This is a genomic window from Dactylosporangium sp. NPDC051087 (assembly GCF_055586325.1).
The window spans coordinates 315104-338334 of sequence record NZ_JBVJIJ010000008.1 but is presented as its reverse complement, the minus strand read 5'-3'; the positions used below and the strand labels follow the sequence as shown (position 1 = coordinate 338334).

General features: G+C 70.7%; 26 protein-coding genes. 12 read left to right on the top strand and 14 right to left on the bottom strand.

The window, feature by feature from the left end; all coding sequences use genetic code 11:
- Positions 1–33 precede the first annotated feature (33 nt).
- The 3 genes from ACZ6TV_RS18070 to ACZ6TV_RS18060 are packed head-to-tail and all read right to left on the bottom strand — an operon-like array spanning position 34 to position 2541.
- The gene (locus tag ACZ6TV_RS18070; protein ID WP_465298311.1) at positions 34–540 is read right to left on the bottom strand and encodes an NUDIX hydrolase; all 507 of its coding nucleotides are present in this window, start codon (positions 538–540) and stop codon (positions 34–36) included.
- On the bottom strand, positions 527–919 hold the full coding sequence (locus tag ACZ6TV_RS18065) for a pyridoxamine 5'-phosphate oxidase family protein (RefSeq protein WP_465298310.1): 393 nt from the start codon (positions 917–919) through the stop codon (positions 527–529). Before ACZ6TV_RS18065 ends, ACZ6TV_RS18070 begins: the two co-directional genes overlap by 14 nt.
- Complete coding sequence (locus tag ACZ6TV_RS18060) at positions 916–2541, bottom strand: ABC-F family ATP-binding cassette domain-containing protein (protein WP_465298309.1); 1626 nt, start codon at positions 2539–2541, stop codon at positions 916–918. Before ACZ6TV_RS18060 ends, ACZ6TV_RS18065 begins: the two co-directional genes overlap by 4 nt.
- 117 nt (positions 2542–2658) lie before the next feature.
- Between ACZ6TV_RS18060 and ACZ6TV_RS18055 the strand changes: the two genes are divergently transcribed.
- Together ACZ6TV_RS18055 and ACZ6TV_RS18050 are read left to right on the top strand one after the other, a co-directional pair.
- Positions 2659–4656 carry an MDR family MFS transporter gene (locus tag ACZ6TV_RS18055; RefSeq protein ID WP_465298308.1) on the top strand — a complete coding sequence of 666 codons (1998 nt, stop codon included), beginning with the start codon at positions 2659–2661 and terminating at the stop codon, positions 4654–4656.
- 1451 nt (positions 4657–6107) lie between these two features.
- Positions 6108–6569, top strand: coding sequence for a hypothetical protein (locus ACZ6TV_RS18050; RefSeq protein WP_465298307.1), 462 nt, complete (start codon positions 6108–6110; stop codon positions 6567–6569).
- A 25-nt stretch (positions 6570–6594) separates the two neighbouring features.
- Here ACZ6TV_RS18050 and ACZ6TV_RS18045 read toward each other — a convergent pair whose 3' ends face one another.
- Positions 6595–7062 (bottom strand): VOC family protein, encoded by a 468-nt coding sequence (locus ACZ6TV_RS18045; RefSeq protein WP_465298306.1) that lies wholly within the window; start codon positions 7060–7062, stop codon positions 6595–6597.
- Here ACZ6TV_RS18045 and ACZ6TV_RS18040 point away from each other — a divergent pair.
- Positions 7049–7603 carry a DUF3253 domain-containing protein gene (locus ACZ6TV_RS18040; RefSeq protein WP_465298305.1) on the top strand — a complete coding sequence of 185 codons (555 nt, stop codon included), beginning with the start codon at positions 7049–7051 and terminating at the stop codon, positions 7601–7603. The genes ACZ6TV_RS18045 and ACZ6TV_RS18040 overlap by 14 nt on opposite strands.
- Positions 7604–7694: 91 nt before the next feature.
- Here ACZ6TV_RS18040 and ACZ6TV_RS18035 read toward each other — a convergent pair whose 3' ends face one another.
- Positions 7695–7838 carry a hypothetical protein gene (locus ACZ6TV_RS18035; RefSeq protein ID WP_465298304.1) on the bottom strand — a complete coding sequence of 48 codons (144 nt, stop codon included), beginning with the start codon at positions 7836–7838 and terminating at the stop codon, positions 7695–7697.
- Between the two features lie 45 nt (positions 7839–7883).
- Complete coding sequence (locus ACZ6TV_RS18030) at positions 7884–8270, bottom strand: DUF1398 family protein (RefSeq protein ID WP_465298303.1); 387 nt, start codon at positions 8268–8270, stop codon at positions 7884–7886.
- Positions 8271–8379: 109 nt separating this feature from the next.
- Here ACZ6TV_RS18030 and ACZ6TV_RS18025 point away from each other — a divergent pair, with 109 nt between their 5' ends.
- From ACZ6TV_RS18025 to ACZ6TV_RS18015, 3 genes are all read left to right on the top strand, one after another.
- On the top strand, positions 8380–8937 hold the full coding sequence (locus tag ACZ6TV_RS18025; RefSeq protein WP_465298302.1) for a carboxymuconolactone decarboxylase family protein: 558 nt from the start codon (positions 8380–8382) through the stop codon (positions 8935–8937).
- A gap of 202 nt (positions 8938–9139) precedes the next feature.
- Positions 9140–10357 (top strand): D-alanyl-D-alanine carboxypeptidase family protein, encoded by a 1218-nt coding sequence (locus ACZ6TV_RS18020; RefSeq protein ID WP_465298301.1) that lies wholly within the window; start codon positions 9140–9142, stop codon positions 10355–10357.
- A 79-nt stretch (positions 10358–10436) separates the two neighbouring features.
- Positions 10437–11549 (top strand): amidohydrolase family protein, encoded by a 1113-nt coding sequence (locus tag ACZ6TV_RS18015; RefSeq protein ID WP_465298300.1) that lies wholly within the window; start codon positions 10437–10439, stop codon positions 11547–11549.
- Positions 11550–11612: 63 nt separating this feature from the next.
- Here the strand turns inward: ACZ6TV_RS18015 and ACZ6TV_RS18010 are convergent, their stop codons facing one another.
- Complete coding sequence (locus tag ACZ6TV_RS18010; protein WP_465298299.1) at positions 11613–12248, bottom strand: hypothetical protein; 636 nt, start codon at positions 12246–12248, stop codon at positions 11613–11615.
- 381 nt (positions 12249–12629) lie between these two features.
- Between ACZ6TV_RS18010 and ACZ6TV_RS18005 the strand changes: the two genes are divergently transcribed.
- Complete coding sequence (locus tag ACZ6TV_RS18005) at positions 12630–12821, top strand: hypothetical protein (RefSeq protein WP_465298298.1); 192 nt, start codon at positions 12630–12632, stop codon at positions 12819–12821.
- Here ACZ6TV_RS18005 and ACZ6TV_RS18000 read toward each other — a convergent pair.
- The 3 genes from ACZ6TV_RS18000 to ACZ6TV_RS17990 all read right to left on the bottom strand — a co-directional run bounded on the left by ACZ6TV_RS18000 (position 12798) and on the right by ACZ6TV_RS17990 (position 14706).
- Positions 12798–13463 (bottom strand): hypothetical protein, encoded by a 666-nt coding sequence (locus ACZ6TV_RS18000; RefSeq protein WP_465298297.1) that lies wholly within the window; start codon positions 13461–13463, stop codon positions 12798–12800. The two genes, ACZ6TV_RS18005 and ACZ6TV_RS18000, sit on opposite strands and share 24 nt — an antisense overlap.
- A 164-nt stretch (positions 13464–13627) precedes the next feature.
- Positions 13628–14113, bottom strand: coding sequence for an SUKH-4 family immunity protein (locus ACZ6TV_RS17995; protein WP_465298296.1), 486 nt, complete (start codon positions 14111–14113; stop codon positions 13628–13630).
- Positions 14114–14142: 29 nt separating this feature from the next.
- A complete protein-coding gene (locus ACZ6TV_RS17990) occupies positions 14143–14706 on the bottom strand; it encodes a hypothetical protein (protein WP_465298295.1) in 564 nt (187 codons plus the stop codon).
- 173 nt (positions 14707–14879) lie between these two features.
- Between ACZ6TV_RS17990 and ACZ6TV_RS17985 the strand changes: the two genes are divergently transcribed.
- Both ACZ6TV_RS17985 and ACZ6TV_RS17980 read left to right on the top strand, forming a co-directional pair.
- Entirely contained in the window at positions 14880–15218 is a 339-nt protein-coding gene (locus ACZ6TV_RS17985; RefSeq protein WP_354791866.1) for a hypothetical protein, read from the top strand.
- Positions 15219–15382: 164 nt separating this feature from the next.
- A complete protein-coding gene (locus ACZ6TV_RS17980; protein WP_465298342.1) occupies positions 15383–15988 on the top strand; it encodes a nucleotidyl transferase AbiEii/AbiGii toxin family protein in 606 nt (201 codons plus the stop codon).
- Here ACZ6TV_RS17980 and ACZ6TV_RS17975 read toward each other — a convergent pair.
- Positions 15948–16229: a hypothetical protein gene (locus tag ACZ6TV_RS17975; protein WP_465298294.1), complete on the bottom strand. Its 282-nt coding sequence runs from the start codon at positions 16227–16229 to the stop codon at positions 15948–15950. The two genes, ACZ6TV_RS17980 and ACZ6TV_RS17975, sit on opposite strands and share 41 nt — an antisense overlap.
- 202 nt (positions 16230–16431) lie before the next feature.
- Between ACZ6TV_RS17975 and ACZ6TV_RS17970 the strand changes: the two genes are divergently transcribed.
- On the top strand, positions 16432–18603 hold the full coding sequence (locus tag ACZ6TV_RS17970; protein ID WP_465298293.1) for an acyltransferase family protein: 2172 nt from the start codon (positions 16432–16434) through the stop codon (positions 18601–18603).
- Here ACZ6TV_RS17970 and ACZ6TV_RS17965 read toward each other — a convergent pair.
- The 3 genes from ACZ6TV_RS17965 to ACZ6TV_RS17955 are packed head-to-tail and all read right to left on the bottom strand — an operon-like array spanning position 18596 to position 20687.
- Positions 18596–19825, bottom strand: a complete 1230-nt coding sequence (locus ACZ6TV_RS17965; protein ID WP_465298292.1) for an ATP-grasp domain-containing protein — start codon at positions 19823–19825, stop codon at positions 18596–18598. The genes ACZ6TV_RS17970 and ACZ6TV_RS17965 overlap by 8 nt on opposite strands.
- Positions 19728–20438 (bottom strand): alpha/beta hydrolase, encoded by a 711-nt coding sequence (locus tag ACZ6TV_RS17960; protein WP_465298291.1) that lies wholly within the window; start codon positions 20436–20438, stop codon positions 19728–19730. Before ACZ6TV_RS17960 ends, ACZ6TV_RS17965 begins: the two co-directional genes overlap by 98 nt.
- Positions 20439–20687: a PspC domain-containing protein gene (locus ACZ6TV_RS17955; protein ID WP_465298290.1), complete on the bottom strand. Its 249-nt coding sequence runs from the start codon at positions 20685–20687 to the stop codon at positions 20439–20441.
- Positions 20688–20784: 97 nt separating this feature from the next.
- Between ACZ6TV_RS17955 and ACZ6TV_RS17950 the strand changes: the two genes are divergently transcribed.
- Positions 20785–21303: a YflT domain-containing protein gene (locus tag ACZ6TV_RS17950; protein ID WP_465298289.1), complete on the top strand. Its 519-nt coding sequence runs from the start codon at positions 20785–20787 to the stop codon at positions 21301–21303.
- A 25-nt stretch (positions 21304–21328) separates the two neighbouring features.
- Positions 21329–23209: a hypothetical protein gene (locus tag ACZ6TV_RS17945; protein WP_465298288.1), complete on the top strand. Its 1881-nt coding sequence runs from the start codon at positions 21329–21331 to the stop codon at positions 23207–23209.
- The last annotated feature ends 22 nt before the right edge of the window (positions 23210–23231 follow it).

Sequence of the window (23231 nt, the reverse complement as noted above, 5' to 3'; positions counted from 1 at the left end):
GGTGCCGAGGGGCGGCCCGCCGCCCCTCGGCCGTCACATCGAGGGCTCGACCAGCGCCGGGTGCCGCGAACCGGCCGGCGCGAACCACGCCTCCTTCGCGTCCCGCAACGCCATCTCCACCCGCAGCCGCGAATACGGCTCCATGTCCGGCAGGTCCCGCACCTCGAACCACTCGACGGCCAGGGACTCGTCGTCGTTGACGGTGGCGGTGCCGGCGACGGGGCGGCACAGGAAGGTCACGTTCAGGTATTCGCAGTGATCGCCGTTCGGATAGCGCACCGGGTGCGAGGCGACCCCGAGCAGCCGCTCGACGACGACCTCGACACCGGTCTCCTCCCGGACCTCCCGCACGACCGCGTCCGCCGGCTGCTCACCGGCCTCCATCACCCCGGCGAGGACGGCCCACCGGCCGGTGTCGGCACGCCGCCCGAGCAGCAGCCGGCCGCGGTCGTCGACGACGATCCCGCTCACCCCGGGCAGGAGCAGCAGGTCGTGCCCGATGCGGGCGCGCATGGTACGGACGTATTCAGGAATCCCCATCCGGCGAACCTACCGGCACCCGCACCGTCCCCAGCACACGTGTCACGGTCACGACGATGACGACCCGGGCCGGGTTCGGCCGTGGTTGCCGGTACCGCGCCGCGTACCGCCGCTCGGCGTCCGCGACGACCAGCGGGTCGTCGGCGATGACGGCGGTGCCCTCGAGGGTGGTCCAGCGCCGCCCGTCGACCTGGCAGATCGCGACCCGCGGGTTGCCGCGCACGTTGCGCACCTTCTGCGACGTCCCGGACGTGATGACCCGTGCGGTGCCGGTCGTCTCGTCGTACGTGACGCCGACCGGCGCGACGTGCGGGGTGCCGTCGGCGCGGACGGTGGTGATCGTGGCCAGGTGCCGCTCGGTCCAGAACTCGTCGATCACCGGACGGTCACCTTGCCCTCGTGCACGTCGACGTGACGGTTCGTGCTGACCGCCGCCAGCATCCGCCGGTCGTGCGTGACCAGCAGCAACGTGCCGGGATAGTTGTCCAGCGCCGACTCCAGCTGCTCGATCGCGGGCAGGTCCAGGTGGTTCGTCGGCTCGTCGAGGACGAGCAGGTTCACGCCGCGCCCCTGCAGCAGCGCGAGCGCCGCCCGGGTCCGCTCGCCGGGCGACAGGCTCGCCGCGGGCCGCAGGACGTGATGCGACTTCAACCCGAATTTCGCCAGCAGCGTCCGTACGTCGGCAGGCTGCTGATCCGGCACGGCCGCGCAGAACGCGTCCAGCAGCGTCGACTCGCCGAGGAACAGTCCACGGGCCTGGTCGACCTCGCCGACGACGACCCCCGGCCCGAGGTGCGCGGTGCCGCTGGTCAGCGGGACACGGTTGAGCAGCGCGCCGAGCAGCGTCGACTTGCCCGCGCCGTTCGCGCCGGTGATCGCGACCCGGTCGGCCCAGTCGACCTGCAGGTCCACCGGCCCGAGCGTGAAATCGCCGAGCGTCACCACGGCCCGGTTGAGCGTCGCCACGACCGCGCCCGCGCGCGGGGCGGCGGCGATCTCCATCCGCAGCTGCCACTCCTTGCGCGGCTCCTCGACGACCTCCAGTCGCTCGATCATCCGGTCGGTCTGGCGGGCCTTCGCGGCCTGCTTCTCCGTCCCCTCGATCTTCTTGCTCTTGCCGATCTTGTCGTTGTCGGGCTGCTTGCGCCGGGCGTTCTTGACGCCCTTCTCCATCCAGGCCCGCTGCATCCGGGCGCGCGCCTCGAGGTCGGACTTCTTGTCGTCGTACTCGTCGTACGCCTCCCGGGCACGCCGTTTGGCGATGGCCTTCTCCTCCAGGTACGACGCGTAACCGCCGCCGAAGAAGTTGACCTGCTGCTGGGCGAGGTCCAGCTCCAGGACACCGGTGGCGGTGCGGGCGAGGAACTCCCGGTCGTGGCTGACGATCACCGCGCCGGCCTTGAGCCCCTGCACGAAGCGTTCGAGCCGGTCCAGGCCGTCCAGGTCGAGGTCGTTGGTGGGCTCGTCGAGCAGGAACACGTCGTACCGCGACAGCAGCAGCGACGCCATCCCGGCCCTGGCGGCCTGCCCGCCGGACAACGCCGTCATCGGCAGGTCGAGGTCCACGGCGAGCCCGAGGTCGGCGGCGACGGCCCCGGCGCGCTCGTCGAGGTCGGCGCCGCCGAGCGCCAGCCAGCGCTCCAGGGCGTCCCCGTAGGCGTCCGGGTCCTGCTCGATGCGCTCGGCGGCCGCGTCCATGCGCAGCTGGGCCTCGGCGACCCCGGTGCGGCGGGCCAGGAACTGCAGGAGGCTCTCGCCGTCCCGCCGGTCCGGCTCCTGCGGCAGGTAGCCGACGGTGGCGGTCGGCGGGTTGAGCCCGAAGCCGCCCGCCTCCGTCGGCAGCAGCCCCGCGAGCGTGCGCAACAGTGTCGACTTGCCCGCCCCGTTGGCCCCGACCAGGCCGATCACGTCGCCGGGCGCGACGACGAGGTCCAGCCCCGAGAACAACGCCCGATCGCCATGACCGGCCGCGAGCTCCTTCACCACCAGCGTGGCGCTCACCAGTTACCTCCGCAGTCTTGTCGTACCTTGCGCATATTGTGGCTGAGCGCGCCGTGATCGTCCGCAAGGAGTAGCGTGATTTCCGGAACGCGATCGGCTCGGTTTTGGAGAGATGCTTTGACTGCGACGACCGCCGACGACACGGCGCTCACCCACCGCCAGATCCTCACGATCCTCGGCGGGCTGATGATGGCGATGTTCCTGGCCGCCCTCGACCAGACCATCGTGTCCACGGCCATGCGCACCATCGCCGACGACCTGGGCGGCTTCTCTATCCAGGCGTGGGCGACGACGGCGTTCCTCATCACGTCCACGATCGCGACCCCGCTGTATGGCAAGCTGTCCGATATCTACGGCCGCAAGCCGTTCATCCTGTTCGCGATCGGCATCTTCATCCTCGGCTCCGTCCTGTGCGGCATCGCCGGGTCCATCTACCAGCTCGCCGCATACCGGGCGGTCCAGGGCATCGGCGCCGGCGGTCTGTTCTCCCTGGCGTTCGCGATCATCGGCGACATCGTCCCGCCGCGCGAACGCGCGAAGTACCAGGGCTACTTCCTCGCCGTCTTCGGCACCTCCAGCGTCCTCGGCCCCGTCCTCGGCGGCTTCTTCGCCGGCACCGACAGCATCCTCGGCGTGACCGGCTGGCGCTGGATCTTCTACATCAACGTGCCGATCGCTCTCGCCGCGTTCCTGGTCGTCATGCGGGTGCTGCACATCCCGCACCGCCGCCAGGACCACCGCATCGACTGGCCCGGCGCGCTCGCCCTCATCGTCTGCCTCGTGCCGCTGCTGACCGTCGCCGAGCAGGGCCGCGAGTGGGGCTGGGGCTCCGCCCGCTCCCTGCTGTGCTTCGGCATCGGCGTCGTCGGCCTCGTGCTGTTCCTGATCGCCGAGTGGTCCTACAAGGACGAGGCCCTGCTGCCGCTGCGCCTGTTCCGCGGCCGCACCTTCTCCGTCGCCTCGACCAGCAGCTTCATCCTCGGCATGGCCATGTTCGGCGGCCTGCTGACCCTGCCGCTCTACCTGCAGATCGTGAAGGGCGCCACGCCCACCGAGTCCGGCCTCATGCTCCTGCCGCTCGTCCTGGGCATCATGACCGGCTCGATCGTCTCCGGCCAGGTCATCGCCCGCACCGGCAAATACCGCAAGTTCCCGATCATCGGCTCGGTGCTCATGGTCGCCGCCCTCGCCCTGTTCTCCCGCATCGGCGCCGACACCCCGCTGTGGCAGACCATGCTGGTCATGGCCCTGATGGGCCTCGGCCTCGGCGGCAACATGCAGCCGGTCATCACCGCCGCGCAGAACGCGGCGAACCCGCGCGAGATCGGCGTCGCCACCTCCACGGTGACGTTCTTCCGCTCCATGGGCGGCACCCTCGGCGCGGCCGTCTTCCTCTCCGTCCTGTTCAGCCTCCTGCCCGACAAGATCAAGGGCGCCTTCACCACCGCGCAGTCCACGCCGGAGTTCCAGTCCGCCGCCCGCGCCCACCCCGACCAGGTCCGCGAGATCCAGCAGGCCGGCACATCGGGCAGCGCCAGCTCCTTCAACAACACCTCCTTCGTCAACCGCCTCGACGACGCCCTCGCCCACCCGTTCAAGGTCGGCTTCTCCGACGCCATGAGCACCGTCTTCATGGTCGCCGCCGCCATCATGATCGTCGGCTTCTTCGTCATCCTCTTCCTCCCTGAGCTGCCACTGCGCTCGCAGTCCGCCGTCCAGCAGCGCGCCGCTGAGGACGCCGCGGCCGGCTCGTCGTCGGCTCCCGGGGCCACGCTCGCCCCCGCCGCCGCTCCCACCTCCGGCGCCGCTGCCGCTGCCGCCTCCTCATCGGCCACCGCGGGCGCTCCACCCAACGGCAAGTCACCGACCACCGATCACTCCGCGCCAGGCGCCCACACCACGGGCAACGGCTCCGCCCGCGCCGCCACCGACTCTGCCCTGACCGGCAACGGCGCAACGCCGTCGGGCAACGGCTCAGCGGCGGCTGCCGGCGTTCATGCGGCCGACGGTGTGGCGGACCCCCACCCCGGCCACGCGCCCCACCACGCCGCCGGCGCCCACGAGGCGGACGGCCACGCCACCCACGACGACGCGGCACCCCGCCACGCCCGCTGACCGGCGGTCCGCTGACCGCACTCCGCTCCTCGGTCCTCCTCCCTGCCACCGACAGAGGAGCAGTCCGTCGCAGCGAAGCTCAGGCGGCGGGCAATGGCCCGGCCCGTGGCGCCCAACGACCCGGCATTGGCCGGAAACGGCTCAGGCCGGGTCGTGCAGCGGCCCAGTGCTTTCGGGCGTCGGCCGAGTGCTTTCGGGTGGCGGCTCGTCGGTGGCTGCCGGTGGGCTCAGGCCGTCGTGCAGGGGCCCAGTGCCTTCGGGTATCGGCCGAGTGCATTCGAGCGACGGCTCATCGGCGGCTGCCGGCGCTGATGCGGCCGACGGTGTGGCGGACCCCCATCCTGGCCACGCGCCTCACCACACTGCGGACGGCGATAAGGCGGACGGCCATGCCATCCACGACGATGGGGCACCCCGCCACGCCCGCTGACCAGCAGTCCGCTCCTCGGTCTTCCCTAGCACCTGCCGAGGAGTAGTCCGTCCGAGCGGAGTTCAGGCGGCGGGCAATGGCTCGACCCGTGGCGTCCAGCGACCCGCCTTTAGCCGGAAACGGCTCAGGCCCGTTGCGCAGGGGCCGAGCGCCTTCGGGTAACGACTCATCGGCAACTGCCGGTGCTGATGTTGCCGATGGCGTGGCGGACCTCTGAACCTCGGCCACGAGCCTCACCACGGTCCGGGCGCCCACGAGGCGGACGGGCACGTTACCCACGACGACCAGCCGCGCCCGCTGACCGGCTGCCCGCTGACTGCAGCGTGCTCCTCGGTCTTGTCACCGGCCAAGGGACGATCCGTCCCAGCAGAGCTCAGGCAGTGAGCAACGGCTCGCCCCGTGGCGTCCACTTCCAGCCGGGGCCAGCATCTGAGGCCCGTCGTGCAACGGCCCAGCGCCTTCGAGTATCGACCGAACGCCTTCGAGCAACGGCACAACGGCGGCCGCCGGCACTCATGCGGCCGTCGGCGTGGCGGACCTTCACCCCGGCCACGCGCCTCACCACGCCGTCGGCGGCCACGAGGCGGACGGCCGCGCCAGCAACGACGACGCGGCACCCATCGCGCTCGCTGCCCGTTCCTCGGTGTGCTCAACCGGCCGAGGGGCATTCCGTGCCGGCGGAATTCAGGCGGTGGGCAACGGCTCGGTCCGTGGCGTCCAACGACCCGGCCTTGGCCGGCAACGCTCCGGCTCATCGGGCAACGGTGCAACGCCTCCGGACAACGGCTCAGCGGCGGCAGCCAGCGCCCATGCGGCCGACTGCGTCGCCGGTCCTCATCCCGGCCGTGGGCCTCACCACGCCGCTGGCAGTCTCCATGAGGCTGACGGCCGCGCCACACGCACAACGGCGCGGCGTCACATCCGCCGACCTTTGGGGTTTCCTCGTGATGAGGCCTGCTGTCGCGACCTGTGGCTCCGCCGTTTCGAATCGAGTGCTCGCCCGCGCCGGTACGCTGCCGGCGTGAGCTGGGAGTTCATGATCCACGCGTACCGTCCACGGCATGATCGGGCGCGGCCGTTGCTGGATGACGGGCGGGCGTTGCCGCTTCCCGAGACTCGACCGCGGCCGACCGTGGCCCAGCTCGTCGCGGCCTTCGCCGAAGCCGGCCTGCGCGGGCAACTCGGATTCGAGATCGCCGGTCTGGAACTGCCGCGGCAGGATTGGGACGACTACGACCACGCCCGGGATCTCGGGACCGTGTACATGAGCGGCAGCATCCCTGCGAGCCGTCCGGAGGATCCGGTCCGTGAGGTCACGCTGTACAAGCCGGGCGAGTCGACGTTGGCAGCGACGTTGGCCATCCGCCATCTGCTCGGCGCGGTCGTCGTCATGGCCTCTGACGACGACCTCGAAGACGGCGTGCTGCTGGTCCGTCCCGACGACGACCCGGCCGCGTTGGCGGCAGTGTGGCAGTGGCCCTGACTGCCCCGATGCCCCGGCGTCGTGTTCAGTCCACCTTGTCGGCGTGCAACAGCGCCGTGCCTCGTGCCACGATTTCGTGGACCGGGAGGTCGTACAGGTGGGTGAGGAACACCCACACATGGCCGAATGGATCTTTCAGCATGATGGTTCGGTCGCCGTAGAACATGTCCGTCGGCGGCTGCACTGACGTCGCGCCGGCGGCTACGGCGCGGTCATAGAGGGCGTCGACGTCGTCGACGTAGATGTGCAGCCCTACGGTGGTGCCGCCGGCGGCCTGCGGGGAGACGAACGGCATCTCGGCGTCACCGAGCATCACCACCGACGTGCCGATGCGCAGCTCGGCGTGCAGGATTCTGCCGTCCGGACGGGCAATACGCATCAGCTCCTCAGCGTCGAACGCGGCGACGTAGAACTCCGCCGCCTCGCGGGCCCCGTCGAGCATGATGTGCGGGATGGCGGCGTATCGGTAGCGATCCGGGATGGCGGCAGGCACGGCTGTCTCCTTCTGGTTCGGGATCCTGTCGAATCTCGAACGTAAGAGCTCAACTGCGCTTCAGGGCAAGCGCTTGCCTGATTTCGGTCCGGAGTCTGGAGATACTGGTTTGGTGAACCCCGGCGACGATGCCGCGATGACGGCGGACGGCCGGTACCTGGTCGTGGGCGGTCGCCGGTGGCGGGCCACCGACCCGGCCGTGCCGGAGTCGTTGCGTCAGGAACTGGTGGACGAGCTGATGGCGGCCCGTCGGCTCGTGCGCAGCGATCCGGACGCGGCCTGTCCACGCGTGCAGGATGCCAAGGTGGCGTTGGGGGAGCGCGGCGACCCGTGGTGGGAGCCGACGCCCGATGGCCAACGTGTACGGCTGGCTGCGGCGATGCGGGCACTGCTGCAGCACCGCCGCCCTGACGCCACGATCTGCCCGAGCGACGCCGCCCGGGTCGTCGGCGGCGAGTCGTGGCGCGACCTGATGGCCATGGCTCGGGAGGTCGCCGCCGAGTTGTCGGAACAGGGAACCGTCAGCATGCGCCGGCGTTGATCAAGCCGCCGCGGGCGGGCCTGTTCGCCCTGCTCGCGGCCCCGGGTGGTGACACGGAACCCCGCGGGTACGGAGAAGGCCCGGCATGCGTCTACGGCTGGGCGTTCTCCCGTTGCGCGCGACGCTTCCAGGCGTCCTCGATGCCGGCCCGGACCGCCGCCCGGACAACGAGGTAGAGCGACACGCAACCGATGGCCCACAGCAGGACCGTGACACCGGCTCCTGAACTCGACATGCCGATGAGCATAGAGGAAGGTCGACTTGCCGCGTGCCCGGCGACCTACTCGACCTTCTCGCTCAGCAGAACGTCGCCGGCCTTGTCGAGGTAGGTGATGGTCAGCTTCTCCGTGTCGAACGACCACTTCTCGACGCCGTGCTCCGCCAGGGACCTGGACATTTCCACGTAGCCGATACCTCCGCTCTCAACCTCCCGCAGGTATTTCAGGAACCATTCCTTGTCGCAGGCGTCGGAGACGGGGAATGTCTCGTGAAACGCCGGGCCCACGAGCTTCTGTCCGTCCGTGCCGAAGTACTCCGAATGCCCGTCTGTTATATATGACGTGTACGTTTCGACGCCGATGTTCCGCAGGGCGGCCAAATACAGGGCCAGAGAATCTCTGTTGCCCAGGCGATCGTGGATGTCGTTGATGTGCTCGAGGGTGAACATGTCCGCAGTATAGGGGAATGCCTGCTCCCGGTTAAATGCTTGCCCGACGTTGACGAGATCGATGGACGTGACTCAATATGGGCGGCAGTCCGTTCACGAAGGAGTGCGTATGCCACACATCACGCTCAACACCGACGAGCCCGGGATTCGTGGCCTGTTCCGGTTCAGGCCGGAGACGGCGCTGCCGCTCAACGGGCTGGTCGAGGCGCTGCTCTGTGCCCCCGGCACGTTGACCCGGGGCGAACGTGAACTCATCGCGGCCTATGTGTCCAGCCTGAACGAATGCACGTACTGCTACTCCGCTCACGCGGCGTACGCGGCGGCGCAGCTTCCCGCCGGCATGGCCCTGGTCGATCAGGTCCGTGACAACGTCGACGGCGCAGCGGTGTCGGCCAAGATGCGCGCGCTGCTCGGCGTCGCCGGCGCGGTCCAACGTGGCGGCAAGGAGGTCACCGAGGACCTGGTGGCCGCCGCCCGGGCCGAGGGCGCCACCGATGTCGAGCTCCACGACACGGTGCTGATCGCGGCCGCGTTCTGCATGTTCAACCGGTACGTCGACGGGTTGGCCACCGTCCTGCCGGACGACCCCGACTTCTACACCGATCGCGCGAAGCGCATCGCCGCCCACGGTTACCTCGGGGTACTGCAACAGGAGACCATCCGCTAGCAGGGCGCTGTATCCGCCGGAAGTCACCCACACCTGCTCGATGTCTCGGCGGCATCGTGCCCTGACCAGGATCGCCATAGGTCGGTTCGGATGTTAGCCGACGGCGGCACCGGGTAGCGCGCACTGCCGCGCTCGTGCCGCGGCTTGACTTTGGAGCGATCGGTCGTGGGGGTTCGGGTTGGTCAAGACCAGTGTGGAGCCGGTGGTTGTACCGTCGCCGGCTCGTCGTCGAGGGCTGTGGCTGTCCGTGGCCGTGGTGGTCACGGTCCTCGCCGCGGGCGGATTCATCGTGTTCAGGTTGGCCCGTTCGGTGCCGGCGCCGCAGATCGTGCAGACCGCGCCGCAGACGTACGCGATCCCGGGCGCCGCGCCGGTACTGCCGTGGCCGCAGGCGGGGCAGGCGGCGCTCGAGGTCGACGGACTCGGCCGGGTGGGCACCTCCGGCGAAGCGCGGCCCGTGCCGATCGCCAGCGTCGCCAAGGTCATGACGGCGTACCTCGTCCTGCGGGACCATCCGCTGCGGGTGGACGAGGACGGCCCGACGATGACCGTGTCGGCTGAAGAGGCCGCCGCCTACCCGGGCCAGCTCGCCTCCGGTCAGTCGCTGGTACGGGTGATCGCCGGCGAGGTGCTCACCGAACGGCAGGCGCTGCAGGCCCTGCTCCTGCCCTCGGCCAACAACATCGCCCACATCCTCGCCCGGTGGGACGCCGGTAGCAGTGACGCGTTCGTGACCAAGATGAACCAGGCCGCGGCCCAGCTCGGGATGAAGGACACGCGGTACACCGACCCGTCCGGGCTCGCGGCGTCCACCGTCAGCACCGCCGTCGACCAGGTGATCCTGGCCCGGTCGGCGATGCGGCTACCGGTGCTGGCGCAGATCGTGGCGATGTCGCAGGCCACGCTCCCCGTGGTCGGGCAGGTCAGGAACGTCAACACCATGCTCGGCAAGGACGGGGTCATCGGCATCAAGACCGGCTCCACCGACGAGGCCGGCGGCTGCCTGCTCTTCGCGGCCGAGATCTCCTCGGAAGGGCAACGGTTCTGGCTCATCGGCGCCGTGTTCGCACCCGGCCCGAGCATGTCGGACGCGTTCGCGGCCAGCGGCCGCCTGATCCAGGCCGGCAGCGGACTGGTGCACAAGTACCGGGCCGTCCGCACCGGCGACGTCGTGGCGACCGCCCGGGGACCGATGGGCAGGAAGACGACCCTCGCCGCGACCGGCGACGTGGACGTGCTCGGCTGGCCCGGGCTGACCTACAGGATCGACACCCTGGCGACCGTACCGGGCCGCGTCGCGGCGGGGGCCGGTGTCGGCACGCTCAAGCTCACCGCCTCGGCCGTCGCCGTGACCACGCCCCTGCAGACCACCGCCGCGCTCGCACCGCTCAGCTGGTGGGAGCGGTTCACCCGCGGGTGAGTGCCCCGCTCGGTCCGGGTACCCGTCCGGGTGCCCGGACGGGTGTTCATCAGGGCGGGAAGTGGGCAGCTACGGACCCATGAGGACTGCACTGCGCAACGTCCGCGTGTTCGACGGCAGGCAACTTCTCCGGCCCGGCACGGTGGTGCTCGACGGCGCGCACATCGGATCCGACGCCACGGGGGCCCAGGCGGTCGTCGACGGCGCGGGGGCGGTGCTCCTGCCCGGACTGACCGACGCCCACCTGCACCTCGACGGGCGGTCCGCGCTCGACCGGCTGGTGCGCTTCGGGGTGACCACCGCCCTGGACATGGCCAACGCCCCGCCGGAGTTCATCGACTCGATGCGCGGGATCCGGGGGGTCACCGACGTCCGCAGCGCCGGCACGGCGGCGCTCGCCCCGGGCAGCGTCCACTCGCACATCCCGGAGATCGGCCGGCGCGGCCTGGTCCGTTCCGCCGGCGAAGCGGAGCGGTTCGTGACCGAACGGTTCGCCGAGGGCTCCAATTTCCTGAAGATCCTGATCGACCTGCCCGGGCCCAGCCCCGACCGGGCCACCATCGACGCGCTCGTCGCCACCGCGCACAGGCTCGGTCGGCTCGTCGTGGCGCACGCCCTGTCGTCCGAGGCCGTGGAGGTGGCGCAGGCGGCCGGGGTCGACGCGCTCACCCACACGCCGCTGGACCGGCCACTGGACCGTACCGAGGCGGACCGGATGACTTCCGCGGGCCGGACGCTGATCCCCACACTGGTCATGATGGAGGCGTTGACGGCGCCGTCGACGCCGCCGGAGACGCTGGCGCAATGGGCGATGCCCGGCGCGACCTACGACAGCGCGCGGACGAGCGTCGCCACCGCGTACCGCGCCGGGGTGCCGATCCTGGCCGGCACCGACACGAACACCGACGCCGAGTCCGCGGGGAACTTCAGCTTCGGCGACAGCCTGCACCACGAGCTGGAGCTGCTCGTCGACGCCGGCCTCAGCACCACCGACGCGCTGCGCGCCGCGACGGTGCTGCCCGCCGAACACTTCGGCCTCGCCGACCGTGGCGTCATCGCGCCGGGCCGCCGGGCCGACCTGGTGCTCGTCGACGGTGACCCGCTGCATGACATCCGCGCCACGCGCTCGATCAGCCGTGTCTGGTGCGGCGGTATCGAGCGCGCCCCGGCCCGGCTGGCGAGGCAGCTGTAGCGACGGCGGCCAGGCCGGGGACGTTGTCACCGGGGCCTGACCGCCGTCACCGTCTGCCGTCGGTCACGGCTGGAGCATGCGCAGCGGACCCCGGTCGGGCGCGAAGTTCTTCGTGCTCAACGCCTGCACGCCCGCGGTGTGGTCGCCGTTGAACGGCGTGAGGGCGTCCAGGCAGCCGGCGGCCTTCGCATCCGCCGGGGAGTTGAACCACAGCCCGAGGTGGTACTGGTGGACCGGGCCCGTCGCCGGGTTCGTCGAGGCGTCCGGGATCGGCGAGGTGTGCACGACGGGCGCCGTGGTGGAGCCGGGCGCCACAGTGAAGGTCTCGATGCTGAACCGGCCGACGAACGTGCCCTCGGCCCTGCCCTTGCGGTTCGTCTCCAGGTCGCCCTGGTACCAGGACAGGCCGAACGGCGCGTTCGGCACCTGGATGACGAACAGGTCGAACTCGGTGTTCTTCGGCAGACCGCTCGCTTCGATCCTCATCTCCTCGACCGGCCCCTTCGACCGGACGGTGACCTCGGCCTTGGCGTTGGGCAGGCAGCCCGGGCCCGCCGTCTCAGAGGCCGCCGACCGGACCATCTTGAACGAGATCCTGGTGTGCTTGGTGGTGGTGGCGAGCGCCGCCGCGCCGCCCGCCGCGATGATTATCACCGCGGCGCCGAGAACGACGGCCGCACGGCCGAAATGCGTCTTCATGTCATGGCCTCCCTTGTGTTTTCGACTGTGTCGAGAGAATTACCGGCGAATCTGGGCAGGCGCGATCGACCCGCCTTCGTGGCGGGCATGCAGAAACGGGCATGATGATCGCGCGACTCGGGCCATCGCAAGAGCGGCACCTGATCGGCGTGCGACAAGCACACCAACGTGCACAGAAGCCGGACGACGGCGCTCTCTTCGCCTTGCGGCCGGGCCCACGGACAAGGTACCCCACGGTCACCTGCCGATAACTGATGTCACTTCTGGCAGGTGAGGCGGTATTCCGGTGCAGGCCGCGTCACCTGCCGGACGTCACCCGCGGCTCATGGGCGCACGGCGGTGAGCCGGCGCTGCAAGCCACGGCTGACCGATGATGACCGCATGAGGGTTCCGCCGTTCGCGTTCGAACTGCTCCATCGGGTCCGAACGTTCTACTGGCGGATCGTCAAGCCGACCACCTACGGCGTGAAAGCGCTGATCGTTCACCCGGTCGATGCTGACCGGGTGCTCCTCGTCCGGCACACCTACGGCGACCGGCTCCGGTCAGCGTCAGTTGCAGTCCAGCTGCTGTAGTGCGGTAACCGCCCATTGTTTGTGGATCGGGCTCGTACAGACGGTGAGGAATCGTCGCACCGCAGCGGCAACGTGCTCACGGTGGTCTTCGAGCCCTGCGTCTTGCACCAGAATCACCGCCACGGCGAGGGCGGACTTACGCACTACGGGGTCCGGATCGTCGAAGAAGGGCCCGACGGCGTCGAACACCTGTGGCCGGACCTGCCGTACCGCGTGCCATGGTGAGTCCGGGTCCTCGATCGGCGAGAAACCGGCGAGCTCGACGAAGTGGCGGACACTCGCGTCATTTACCGATTGGAGCGCTGCTTCCAGCCACGCCAGCAGGTGCGCCCGCAACGGCAGCAGCCTGCTGTCCGAGCTGGACTTGAGCACAACGTCAGGCAGCGGTTCCGTCAGGAGCGCGGCCACATATCGAACCGCGGGCGCCGTTGCCGGGTGTACGTTCGGGTGCTCTGTCACCAGGTCGTGCATGAGGTGCCAGAGTCCCGCTTCCACGAGTGGCAGGTTGTCGGATGGCAACCCTCGGAGCCGGACGGCCGAGTCCAGCGGAGGCCATCCTTTGGCGATGTCGTCCCAGTTCTCGAAGCTGCGCCAGTCGGCTTCTTCGAGAATGCTGCGTGATGCAGCGAACCCGTCGGCCACCTGCGTACTCTGTCGGCTCGCGGCCGCGTTTTCGACCCCGAAGGCCCATGTGCGGCAACAGTGAGCCATCTTCATCCTGTTCGGATCTTGGCCGGCTGCTGTCTTACCTGGAGCCTCGCCCTCAACAATGCCCGGGTCCGCTGCACCCACCTCGAGCCGCAAGGTCAGCTTGGAAATGGCTCAATGTAGTCGCCGTTGGAAATTTCCCAGCTTACGTTTGACCAAAGGGTCCGCGGCGAAATTGCAGAAGGATCAACGGTGGAGATTGCCGCCTCAAAAGCGTCGGCGGCGGCCAGCAGGCTATCGTAGTCGGCATCTTCGCCATGAAATGGGTACTGACTGTCAAATACGGCCAGTGACCCGCCAAATTGCTCTATCGAGGCATTGGCGTGCCATTCCATGCCTCCGTAGGTGCCCAGAACGAACGCTACGCCGGTGGCGGTGTTGACGCAGAGCATGCCGCCGTCAACCTCGGCGAGTGCGACTGCCTCGGCTCCGCTCTGGGTGTGCACCATCGTGCCTGGAGGGCGCGCCGCGCACAGGAGATGATCTGCCGGCAGGCCGACCTCCTTCAGGTAACGACGGCTCGCAGTGTCGTGGATCGCGTCGACAGCGTCACCGTCAAAGCGGACCAGCACGCTGGCCTCCACTTCGGTCGGAACCTACGGACGCTGCCAGGCTACCTTCGCGGCGCTTCCGGGGGTGTGGTCCTGGGGATGCCGTGGGCGCGGAGGGTGGACAGGACGCCGGCGGCGCCGCCTGGGAAGAGGCCGGCGTAGGTCAGGTAGCCGTTGTGGCCGTCGCAGCGGCGCATGAGCGGAGCCCGGCCGGGGCCCGGCTGGAGCACGGGGTCCGCGGACGGGGCGGGGACGATGTGGAGCGTGGCGAGCAGGGACCTGCCGTGGACGGTGGCGGACTGGACGGCGGACCATGGAATCAGGACGGCCTGTGCGTGGGTGGTGCCGAGCTCGACGCCGGTGGGGGTGATCCGGACCCAGTGCGGGCGGCGGAGCATCTTGACGAACAGGACGCTGAGCGCGAGGGACGCCACGAGCGGGGCCTGCGGGGTGAGCCAGAAGTCGGCGGCGCCGGCGAGTGAGGCGCCGGCCAGGAGGCTGACGGCCATCATGACGGTGGCGAAGACGAACCAGACACCGACGGCCGTGGCGACCATGAGGATGGCGGTCCGGGTCGGGGCGCTGCGGAAGGTCGCGGCGTCGACGGTGGGTGGCAGGGGCGTCATCGCGACATCATGCGGTCCGGCGCACGTCCCGGGCGTCCACCGGTCGACGCCCGGGCCGGGACGCGACGGTCGACCGGCGGCGCCGGACGGGGGACATGCCGAAAGGCACACACAAGCTCGGGGTGGTGACCGGCGGTACACTACCGCCAACAGGGACCAGGGAAGGGCCGGGCATGCAGGACGAGTCGGATCCGGGACGCGTCGCGTTTCTCGCGCGGCCGCATCGTCCCGCGCTCGTCTCGCGGACGCTGACCGAGCTGCGCGGGCCGGTCCGTGGGGTGGTGGAGCTGCCGCAGCGGCTGATGTGGAATCCGCGCCGGGACTTCGACCTGGACAAGCCTGACCTGCTGCTGTGGATGTATGAGAACGTGCTGCGCGAGGCGATCCGCGTCGAGGAGCTGCGGCGCTGGGTGAATGGGCGGCGGCTGGTCAGGGTGTGGCCCGAGCTGAATCTGCCCCGCGGGGTCCGCCTGGCCTGGGAGGCCCGCCACCAGCCGCTGCGCCTGAGGTGAGCCAGGGGCACGGCGAAGAACACAGCCAGGCGCATGGCGAAGAACACAGCCAGGCGCACGGCGAAGAACACAGCCAGGCGCATGGCGAAGAACACAGCCGAAGGCACGGCGGAGGGCACGGCGGAGGACACAAGGCCGACCCGTTCTACACCGAGGTCGCCAGGATCGCGCTCGCGGTCGGGCACCGGCACGGGTTCGTGCTCGGGGGCGGGTTCGCGTGGCTGATGAGCGGGCTGGTGTCGCGGCCGACGGAGGACGTGGACCTGTTCACCGACACCGACGGCGGTGCGGGGCGGGCGGCCGACGCCGTCCGGCAGGCGCTGCAGACCGCCGGGTATTCGGTCGAGGTCGAGGAGGCCGACGACCTGCTGGAGCTGTTCGCCGGGTTCGACCAGCGGGAGTTCACCGTCGGTGACGGCAGCAGGACGGTGCGGCTGACGTTGAGCCGGCTCGACCGGACGGAGAGTCCGGTGATGATGGACGTCGGGCCGGTCATGCACCGCGACGACCTGATCGCGACGAAGGTTGCGGCGCTGGTCAACCGGCGGGAGGTCCGTGACTACATCGACGTCGCGGCGGCTTTGCAGCACTACGACGTGCGGCAGCTGCTGGATCTGGCCCGGCGGCAGGACCCGGGGATCGAGGACGACGATGTCCACGCCGCGGGCCGCTACCTGGACCGGCTCGACGACGGCCGGTTCGCCTACTACGGGCTGACCGCGGAACGGGTCAGCGAGCTCCGCCAGCGCCTGCGAGACTGGCCTCGGTAGACAGGACGTTCGCGAAGCCGCGCAGCGTGCGGTCGACCTGGCGGCGGGCGGCCGGGCCCTTCCCGGTCACGTAGGCGGAGCCGGTCAGCTCCATCCGCTCGCGGCCGTTCGTGCCGAGGACCCGGGTCAGCAGGACCTTGCCGACGCCGTCGACCTCCATGACGACCGGGTGCGCGCGGTGCTCGCCGAGCCCGCACCGGTGACCGCGGGCGCACCATTCGGGGTGGTCGTACGGACGCATGTCAAGGGCCTCCAAAGCACAGCGATGACGTTGACACCATCGACGGTACGAAGCCCTACCAGCGTGAACTACCGGATTGTGATGCGGGCTACCGCAGCGTCACCGGTACGAGGGAACGACGCCGGTGAGCCGCGTCACCTGACAGACGACCGTGCAGAGGCACCCGCTACCGTGTCCCGGTGCCGAGCCGCCGGAGGGGTTGTTGACCACCTATCAAGCGCAGCAGCGGCAGCACGCGGACGCCAGGCCCCAGCCGAAGCCGCAGCCGAAGCCGAGCGGTGACCGCTTCCGGCCGGACATCGAGGGGCTGCGCGCGGTCGCGGTGCTCCTCGTCGTCGCCAACCACGCCGGGCTCGGCCTCGTCCACGGCGGCTACGTGGGCGTCGACGTCTTCTTCGTCATCTCCGGGTTCCTGATCACCCTGCACCTGTTCCGGGAGCTGCAGCAGACCGGCAGGATCGGGTTCGGCGCGTTCTACGGCCGGCGGATCGTCCGGCTGCTGCCGGCCTCGACGGTCGTCGTGATCGCCACCGTCGCCGCCGCGTGGACGTGGATGTCGCCGGTCCAGGCGAAGGCCGTGGTGTACGACGCGCTCGCCGCCGCCGCGTACGGGATCAACGTCAGGCTCTCCGTCCTCGGCACCGACTACCTGTCGGCGGAGCTGGAGCCGTCGCCGCTGCAGCACTTCTGGTCCCTCGCGGTCGAGGAGCAGTTCTACTTCATCTGGCCGCTGCTGCTGATCGCCGCGGCCGGCGCCAGAGCGAGCCGCAAACGCGCCGCGGCAGCGCTCACCGTCCTGGCCCTGGTGAGCCTCGCGGTGTGCGTGTGGCAGACCGGGCACTCGCAGCCGTGGGCGTACTTCGGGATCCAGGCCCGCGCATGGGAGCTGGCCGCGGGCGCGCTCGTCGCCCTGGCCGTGACCCGCCTGGAACGGCTGCAAGGGGCCGCCGCGGCGACGTGGCTCGGCGTCGCCGCGATCGTCGCCGCCGCGGTCATGTACGACGAGACGACCAGGTTCCCCGGCATCGCGGCGCTGCTCCCGGTCGCCGGCGCGGTCCTCGTCATCGCCGGCGGCGCGGCACGCCCCCGCAACGGCGCGATCAGGATCCTCGGCGCCGCCCCGATGCAGGCGATCGGCAAGCTCTCCTACAGCTGGTACCTGTGGCACTGGCCGGCGCTCATGCTCGCCCCGCACATCGCCGGCCAGGACGAGCTCGGCACCTGGGCGAAGGCGGCGGTCGCCGCCGGCAGCCTCATCCCGGCGTGGCTGTCGCTGCGCCTGGTGGAGAACCGGGTCAGGTTCAACCCGGTGTTCAAGCGCCGCCCCCGCCGCGGGCTGGGTCTCGGCGCGACCCTGACCGCGCTCGCCTGCGGCGCCGCCGCGATCTTCCTCGGCCTGCCCAACGAAGTCCGCGGCGAGGGCACCGCGCAGGACACCGCGCAGGCCCTCGCCCAGCAGCAGGCGGCCGACGCGGCCGCCGAGGAGCGGCAGCAGGAGGCGGCCCGCAAGAAGCTGCTGGAGCTCATCGCCGCCGGCGCGACCCTGAAGGCGATGCCGGAGAACCTGACCCCGCCGGTCACCGCGGCGACCAACGACCGGCCGCAGGGGTCGAAGGGTTGCCTCGCGTCGCTGGACGAGACGTCGATCAAGCCGGCCCTCGCCGAGGGCTGCGACAAGCACGGCGACCCGAAGGGCACCGAGACGATGGTGCTGTTCGGCGACTCGCACACCGAGCAGTGGTTCGACGCGTTCGACGCGATCGCCAAACGCCGGCACCAGAAGCTGGTCGTCCTGACCAAGTCGGGATGCACCCCGGCGGACGCGTACACGATCAAGGTCAACGCGCGGCGGGCGTTCACCGAGTGCGCGACCTGGCGCGAGGAGGCGTTCGCAAAGATCAAGGAACTCAAACCGGCGCTGGTCGTGCTGTCGACCCGCACCTACACGGACCCGCCGGTCGACAAGTCGGGCGCGGTCACCGCCGGGAAGGCCGAGGCCGACGACGCCTGGTCCAAGGCGCTCGTCCGGTCGGCGAAACGCCTTGAGGAGCTCGGCGCCCGGCCGGTCATCATGCAGGACACCCCGGACCCGCGCGGCACCAGCGTCCCCGACTGCGTCGCCGCCCACCCCGACGCCGTCCAGCAGTGCGCGCTGAAGGTCACGACCGCGATCTACGCGTCCCGCCGTACCGCCAACGCCGACGCGGCCGCGGCGGAGGGCTACACGGTGATCGACCCCACCGCCTGGTTCTGCACCGCGACGGTGTGCCCGGTCATTGTCGGCAACGCCCTCGTGTTCCGCGACGGCAGCCACGTCACGACCAGCTACGTCAAACTGCTGACCCCGCTGCTGCAGAAGGCGCTGATCAGCTGATCGTGTCGTGCTTCCACAGGTCGATCAGGCCGCGGAAGTGCGCGATGAACCGGTCGTGCTCGTGCGGCGGGTACGTCCCGCGGACCGTCGCCACGAGCAGGTCGTCGAACTCCTGCGACGCGACCCACCCCGCGACGAGCTCCGGCACGTGCGGCAGGGCCGTGTCGCAGAACTCCCGGTAGTCGTCGACGGCGAGATAGTCGTCGGCGATGCGGCGGTACGCGCCGAGCTTGCCCCGATAGTCGAGGCTCTCGTCGTCGGCGACGGCGAAGTACCGCGCGGTGTCCAGGTCCAGGCCCGGCCGGCGGCCGGTCACGACACAGAACGCCGTCCAGCGCACCAGCGCCGTCATCGCCCACGGGAAGTAGTAGTGCAGGCTGGTCAGCGCCACGTCCGGGCACGCGTTCGCGTAGTCGATCGGGTAGACGACCCCGTCGCGGACGAGGGACTCGCACGAGTTGAACTCCCAGCGGAAGAACGCGTTGACCAGGCGGGAGATCGTCACCACCTCGTCGCCGACGGTCGCGTCGAGGAAGTCGTGCTCCACCGCGTACCGCTCGTGCATCGGCAGCTCCGGCCGGAACTTCATCACCATCGTCTCGGGCCCGATCGTCAGCGACCGGGTGAACACCTCGTAGTTCTCCACCGACTGCTGCAGGTGCATCAGCCGCTCACCGGACTGGTCGTACGCGGCGTGCAGCGCGGTCGAGTCCGCGATCCGGGACACCCCGACCCACGCGCCACCGTCGTACGGCTTCATGAACAGCGGATAGCCGAGCTCCTCGGCGACCGCGTCCAGGTCGAACGGCTGGTTGTAGCGTTCCGCCGTGTACGCCCACTTCGCGTGGTCGACCGGGTTCTTGTACGGCACCAGCACCGTCTCCGGGACGTGCAGGCCGAGGCGCATCATCGCGCAGTACGCGGCGTGCTTCTCCATCGACTGGAACGTGAAGGGGCTGTTGAGCAGATACACGTCGTCCATCAGCGCGACCTTCTTCAGCCACTCGCGCGGGTGGTAGTACCAGTACGCCAGCCGGTCGATCACCAGGTCGTGCCGCGGCTTGTCGCGCAGGTTGAACGGCTCGATGCTCACCCTGGAGGTGCGCAGGTGGTGCGTGACGCCGTCACGGTCGCGGATCGGCCCGATCCGGCCGATCAGCGTCTCGAACGCGCGGGGCCAGTCCTGCTCCGTGCCGAGCAGCAGGCCGATGAGATGGTCCATCCGTGAACTCCCGGAGCAGCGGTGGCAGGTGGGGTCGCAGTGCGTGGCGCCACGTCGTCATGTTGTGACCGCCGGGCACCTCGACCAGCGGCACACCCAGCCGCCGCGCCATCGCCCGGTTGTTGTGCAGGTTCTCCTCGTCCAGCCCGCACGTCAGCACCGTCCTCGCCCCGGTCGGCTCGGCGCTCTCCACGAAGTCGAGGATCCGCCGGTACCGCGGGAACCCCGACTCCTGAGGGTCGAGCTCGGCGGTGAAGAAGCTCCCCGACTGCAGGAACAACCCGTCGAACGCGCCGGGGCGGCGGTGCTCGGCGTGCAGCAGGGCCAGGGCGCCGAGGCTCGCGCCGAGACCGACCACCGGCCCCGCCGGCAGCCGCGGGAGGACCTCGTCGACCAGCGCGTCGGCATAGGCGGGGTTCGCCGAATACCACTCGTTGCGGTCGCCGGGGGACAGCAGCGCCACGTGCGCGCCGCTCACCAGCCGGGACAGCGCGGCGCCGTCCTCGTAGGACGGTCCGTCGTGCGCGACGAGGACCACGGCCGCGCCGCCGGCCGGCGACACCACCCGGACCTCCAGGGTGCCGCCCAGCACCGGCACGCACAACGCGGTCACTCACGCACCATAGGGCAGATGATCGCCGGACGCAGGACTCACCGGCTTCACGTCGGGTGGGGTATCGGGCATCACCAGCCACAGGATCGGGTACGCCAGGACGGCGGTCCCGCCGGTGAGCAGGATCGCGAGCAGGAATGCGGCACGGGCCATCGTGGGGTCGACCCCGAAGTACTCGGCGAGCCCGCCGATGACACCGGCGAGGGTACGGTCGGCGCGGGAGCGGCGCAGGCGCTTGATCTCGGTCATGCCACCAAGGTTGCCTTCCGGAAGCACCCGACGACCTCGGGTGATGCCCTGAACCGTCCCTGAGCCGCATCCCCGGACGGCGCCTACGATTTCGCCCATGACGACCCCTCAACAACCCGAATCGTTGCAGCCGTCCGCTTCCGACGAGCTCGTCGAGCTGGAGCGCAGCACCGTCACCGTCGCCCGATACTCCGACTACGCCTCCGCGCAGCGGGCCGTGGACTACCTGTCCGACAACGGGTTCCCGGTCGAACGGACCGCGATCATCGGCACCGACCTGCGGCTCGTCGAGAACGTCCTGGGCCGCCTGACCGTCGGCCGGGCGTTCCTCGCCGGCGCGCTCAGCGGCGTCTGGTTCGGTCTCTTCCTCGGTTTCCTCTTCACGCTGTTCAGCGACTCGTCGTGGATCGGCATCATGCTGTCCGCGGTCCTCATCGGCGCCCTGTGGGGCGGCATCTTCGGTGCCCTCGCGCACGCGGCGACCGGCGGCCGGCGCGACTTCACCTCCCGCAGCACGCTGCAGGCCAGCCAGTACGCGGTGACCGTCGAGGCCGAGGTCGCCGACGAGGCCCGCGTCCTGATCACCCGCGCCACCTGGCGCGCCGCGAACGGCTGAGCGCGCCGCCGCTACCATCGCAGTCGTGGACGTCGATGATCGGGTGCGGCTGGCGTTCGCGGCGGGGGAGCAGCTGGATCTCGGCGGCGCCGAGGTGCCCGCCGCGCTGCTCGCCGAGCTGCTCACGGGGGAGCCGCCCGCCCGGCGGGCCGCGCTGCGGCTGAGCCGGGCCACGGTCACCGGCCGGCTCGGCCTCGCCTTCGCCGAGGTCACCTGCCCGCTGCTGGTGCAGGACAGCGAGTTCCGGGAGGCACCCGACCTGTACTGGGCGCGGCTGGCCTTCACCGGGTTCCGGGACACCCGCATGCCGGGCCTGCACGCGGCGGGCGTGACGATCGCCGGGCACCTGCGGCTCGCCGGCGTCCGCAGCACCGGCATGATCAACCTCAAGGGCGCGAAGATCGCCGGTGGGCTGCTGCTGGAGCGGGCGCACCTGTCCAACCCCGGCGGCATCGCCCTGTCCGCCGAGCGCATCGAGGTCGGCGGCGACGTCCTCGCCGAGAACGGCTTCCGGGCCGAGGGAACGATCCGGCTGTTCCAGGCCACCATCACCGGCGGTGTGCACCTCGACGGCGCGACCATCGACAGCCCGCCCGGCCCGCCGGTCCCGTCCGCGGGACCGGCCGACGACGGGGGACCCACGCCGCGCGACCGGCATCTGCGGGGCCTCGACATCGACAGCGCCACCGTCACCGGCGGGGTGTTCCTGCGCCGCGCCGACGTCCGCGGCGAGGTCAGCCTCCGGCACGCCACGATCGGCGGCGTCGTCACGTTCAGCGGCGCCACCCTGCACAACCCGGGCGCCGTCGCGCTCCGCGTGGACCGCGCCGACGTCGGCGGCGGCGTCCACCTGCTCGGCGGCTGCCGCGTCGACGGGGAGACCCGGCTCGTCGGCACCCGCATCGGCCGGACCCTGCGGCTGAGCGGTGCCACCCTCACCAACCCCGGCGGTCACGCGCTGCGCGCCGACAACTGCGCCGTCGACGGGCCGGTCGACTGCCGCGACGGGTTCACCGCCGCCGGCGAGGTGTCGCTGATCGAGGCGCGGGTCGCCGGACCGGTGTTCCTCGACGGCGCGCACCTGGACAACCCGGACGGCACCTCGCTGCGCGCCGGCGGCATCGTCACCGGATCGCTCATGAACTGCTGCGCCGGGTTCACCGCGACCGGCCGGGTCTCGCTGACCTCGGCGAGGATCGGCGGCAAGCTCTGCTTCCAGGACGCCCGCCTCGCCGCCCTCAAGTGCACCGGCGCCGAGGCGGTCGAGCTGGACCTGCGCGTCGCCGAGGCACCGGCCGGACCGCTCGACCTGCGTTACGTGCGGGTGGCGCTGCTGCGCGACGACCCCGCCACCTGGCCCGCCGACGTACGGCTGGACGGCCTCACCTACCAGACCCTGCATCCGCTGCTGGACCCGCAGCGGCGCCTGGACTGGCTCGACCGGGCCGGCGACGGGTTGCCGCCGCAGCCCTACGAGCAGCTCGCCGCCGCCTACCGGCAGCTCGGGCACGACGAGGACGCCCGCACCGTCCTGCTCGCCAAGCAGCGCCGCCGGCGGGCGACCCGGCCGTGGTGGACGTGGCCGTGGAGCTGGCTGCAGGACGTCACCGTCGGCTACGGGTACCGGCCGCAGCGCGCCGCCGGCTGGCTGTCGGCCCTGCTGGTGCTCGGCACGGCGGTGTTCTCCGCGTGGCGGCCGGTGCCGGTCGATCCCGGTCAGCCGCCGGACCTGTATCCGGTCGTCTACACGCTGGACCTCCTCCTGCCGATCATCGATTTCGGTCAGGAGTCGGCGTACCGGCCGACCGGCGGCGGGCAGTGGCTCGCGTTCGGGCTGATCGCCGCCGGCTGGACCCTCGCGACCACGGTCGCCGCCGGGTTCACGAGGGTCCTGAGCCGCAACTGAGGGCTACTGAAGGCTGCTGAGA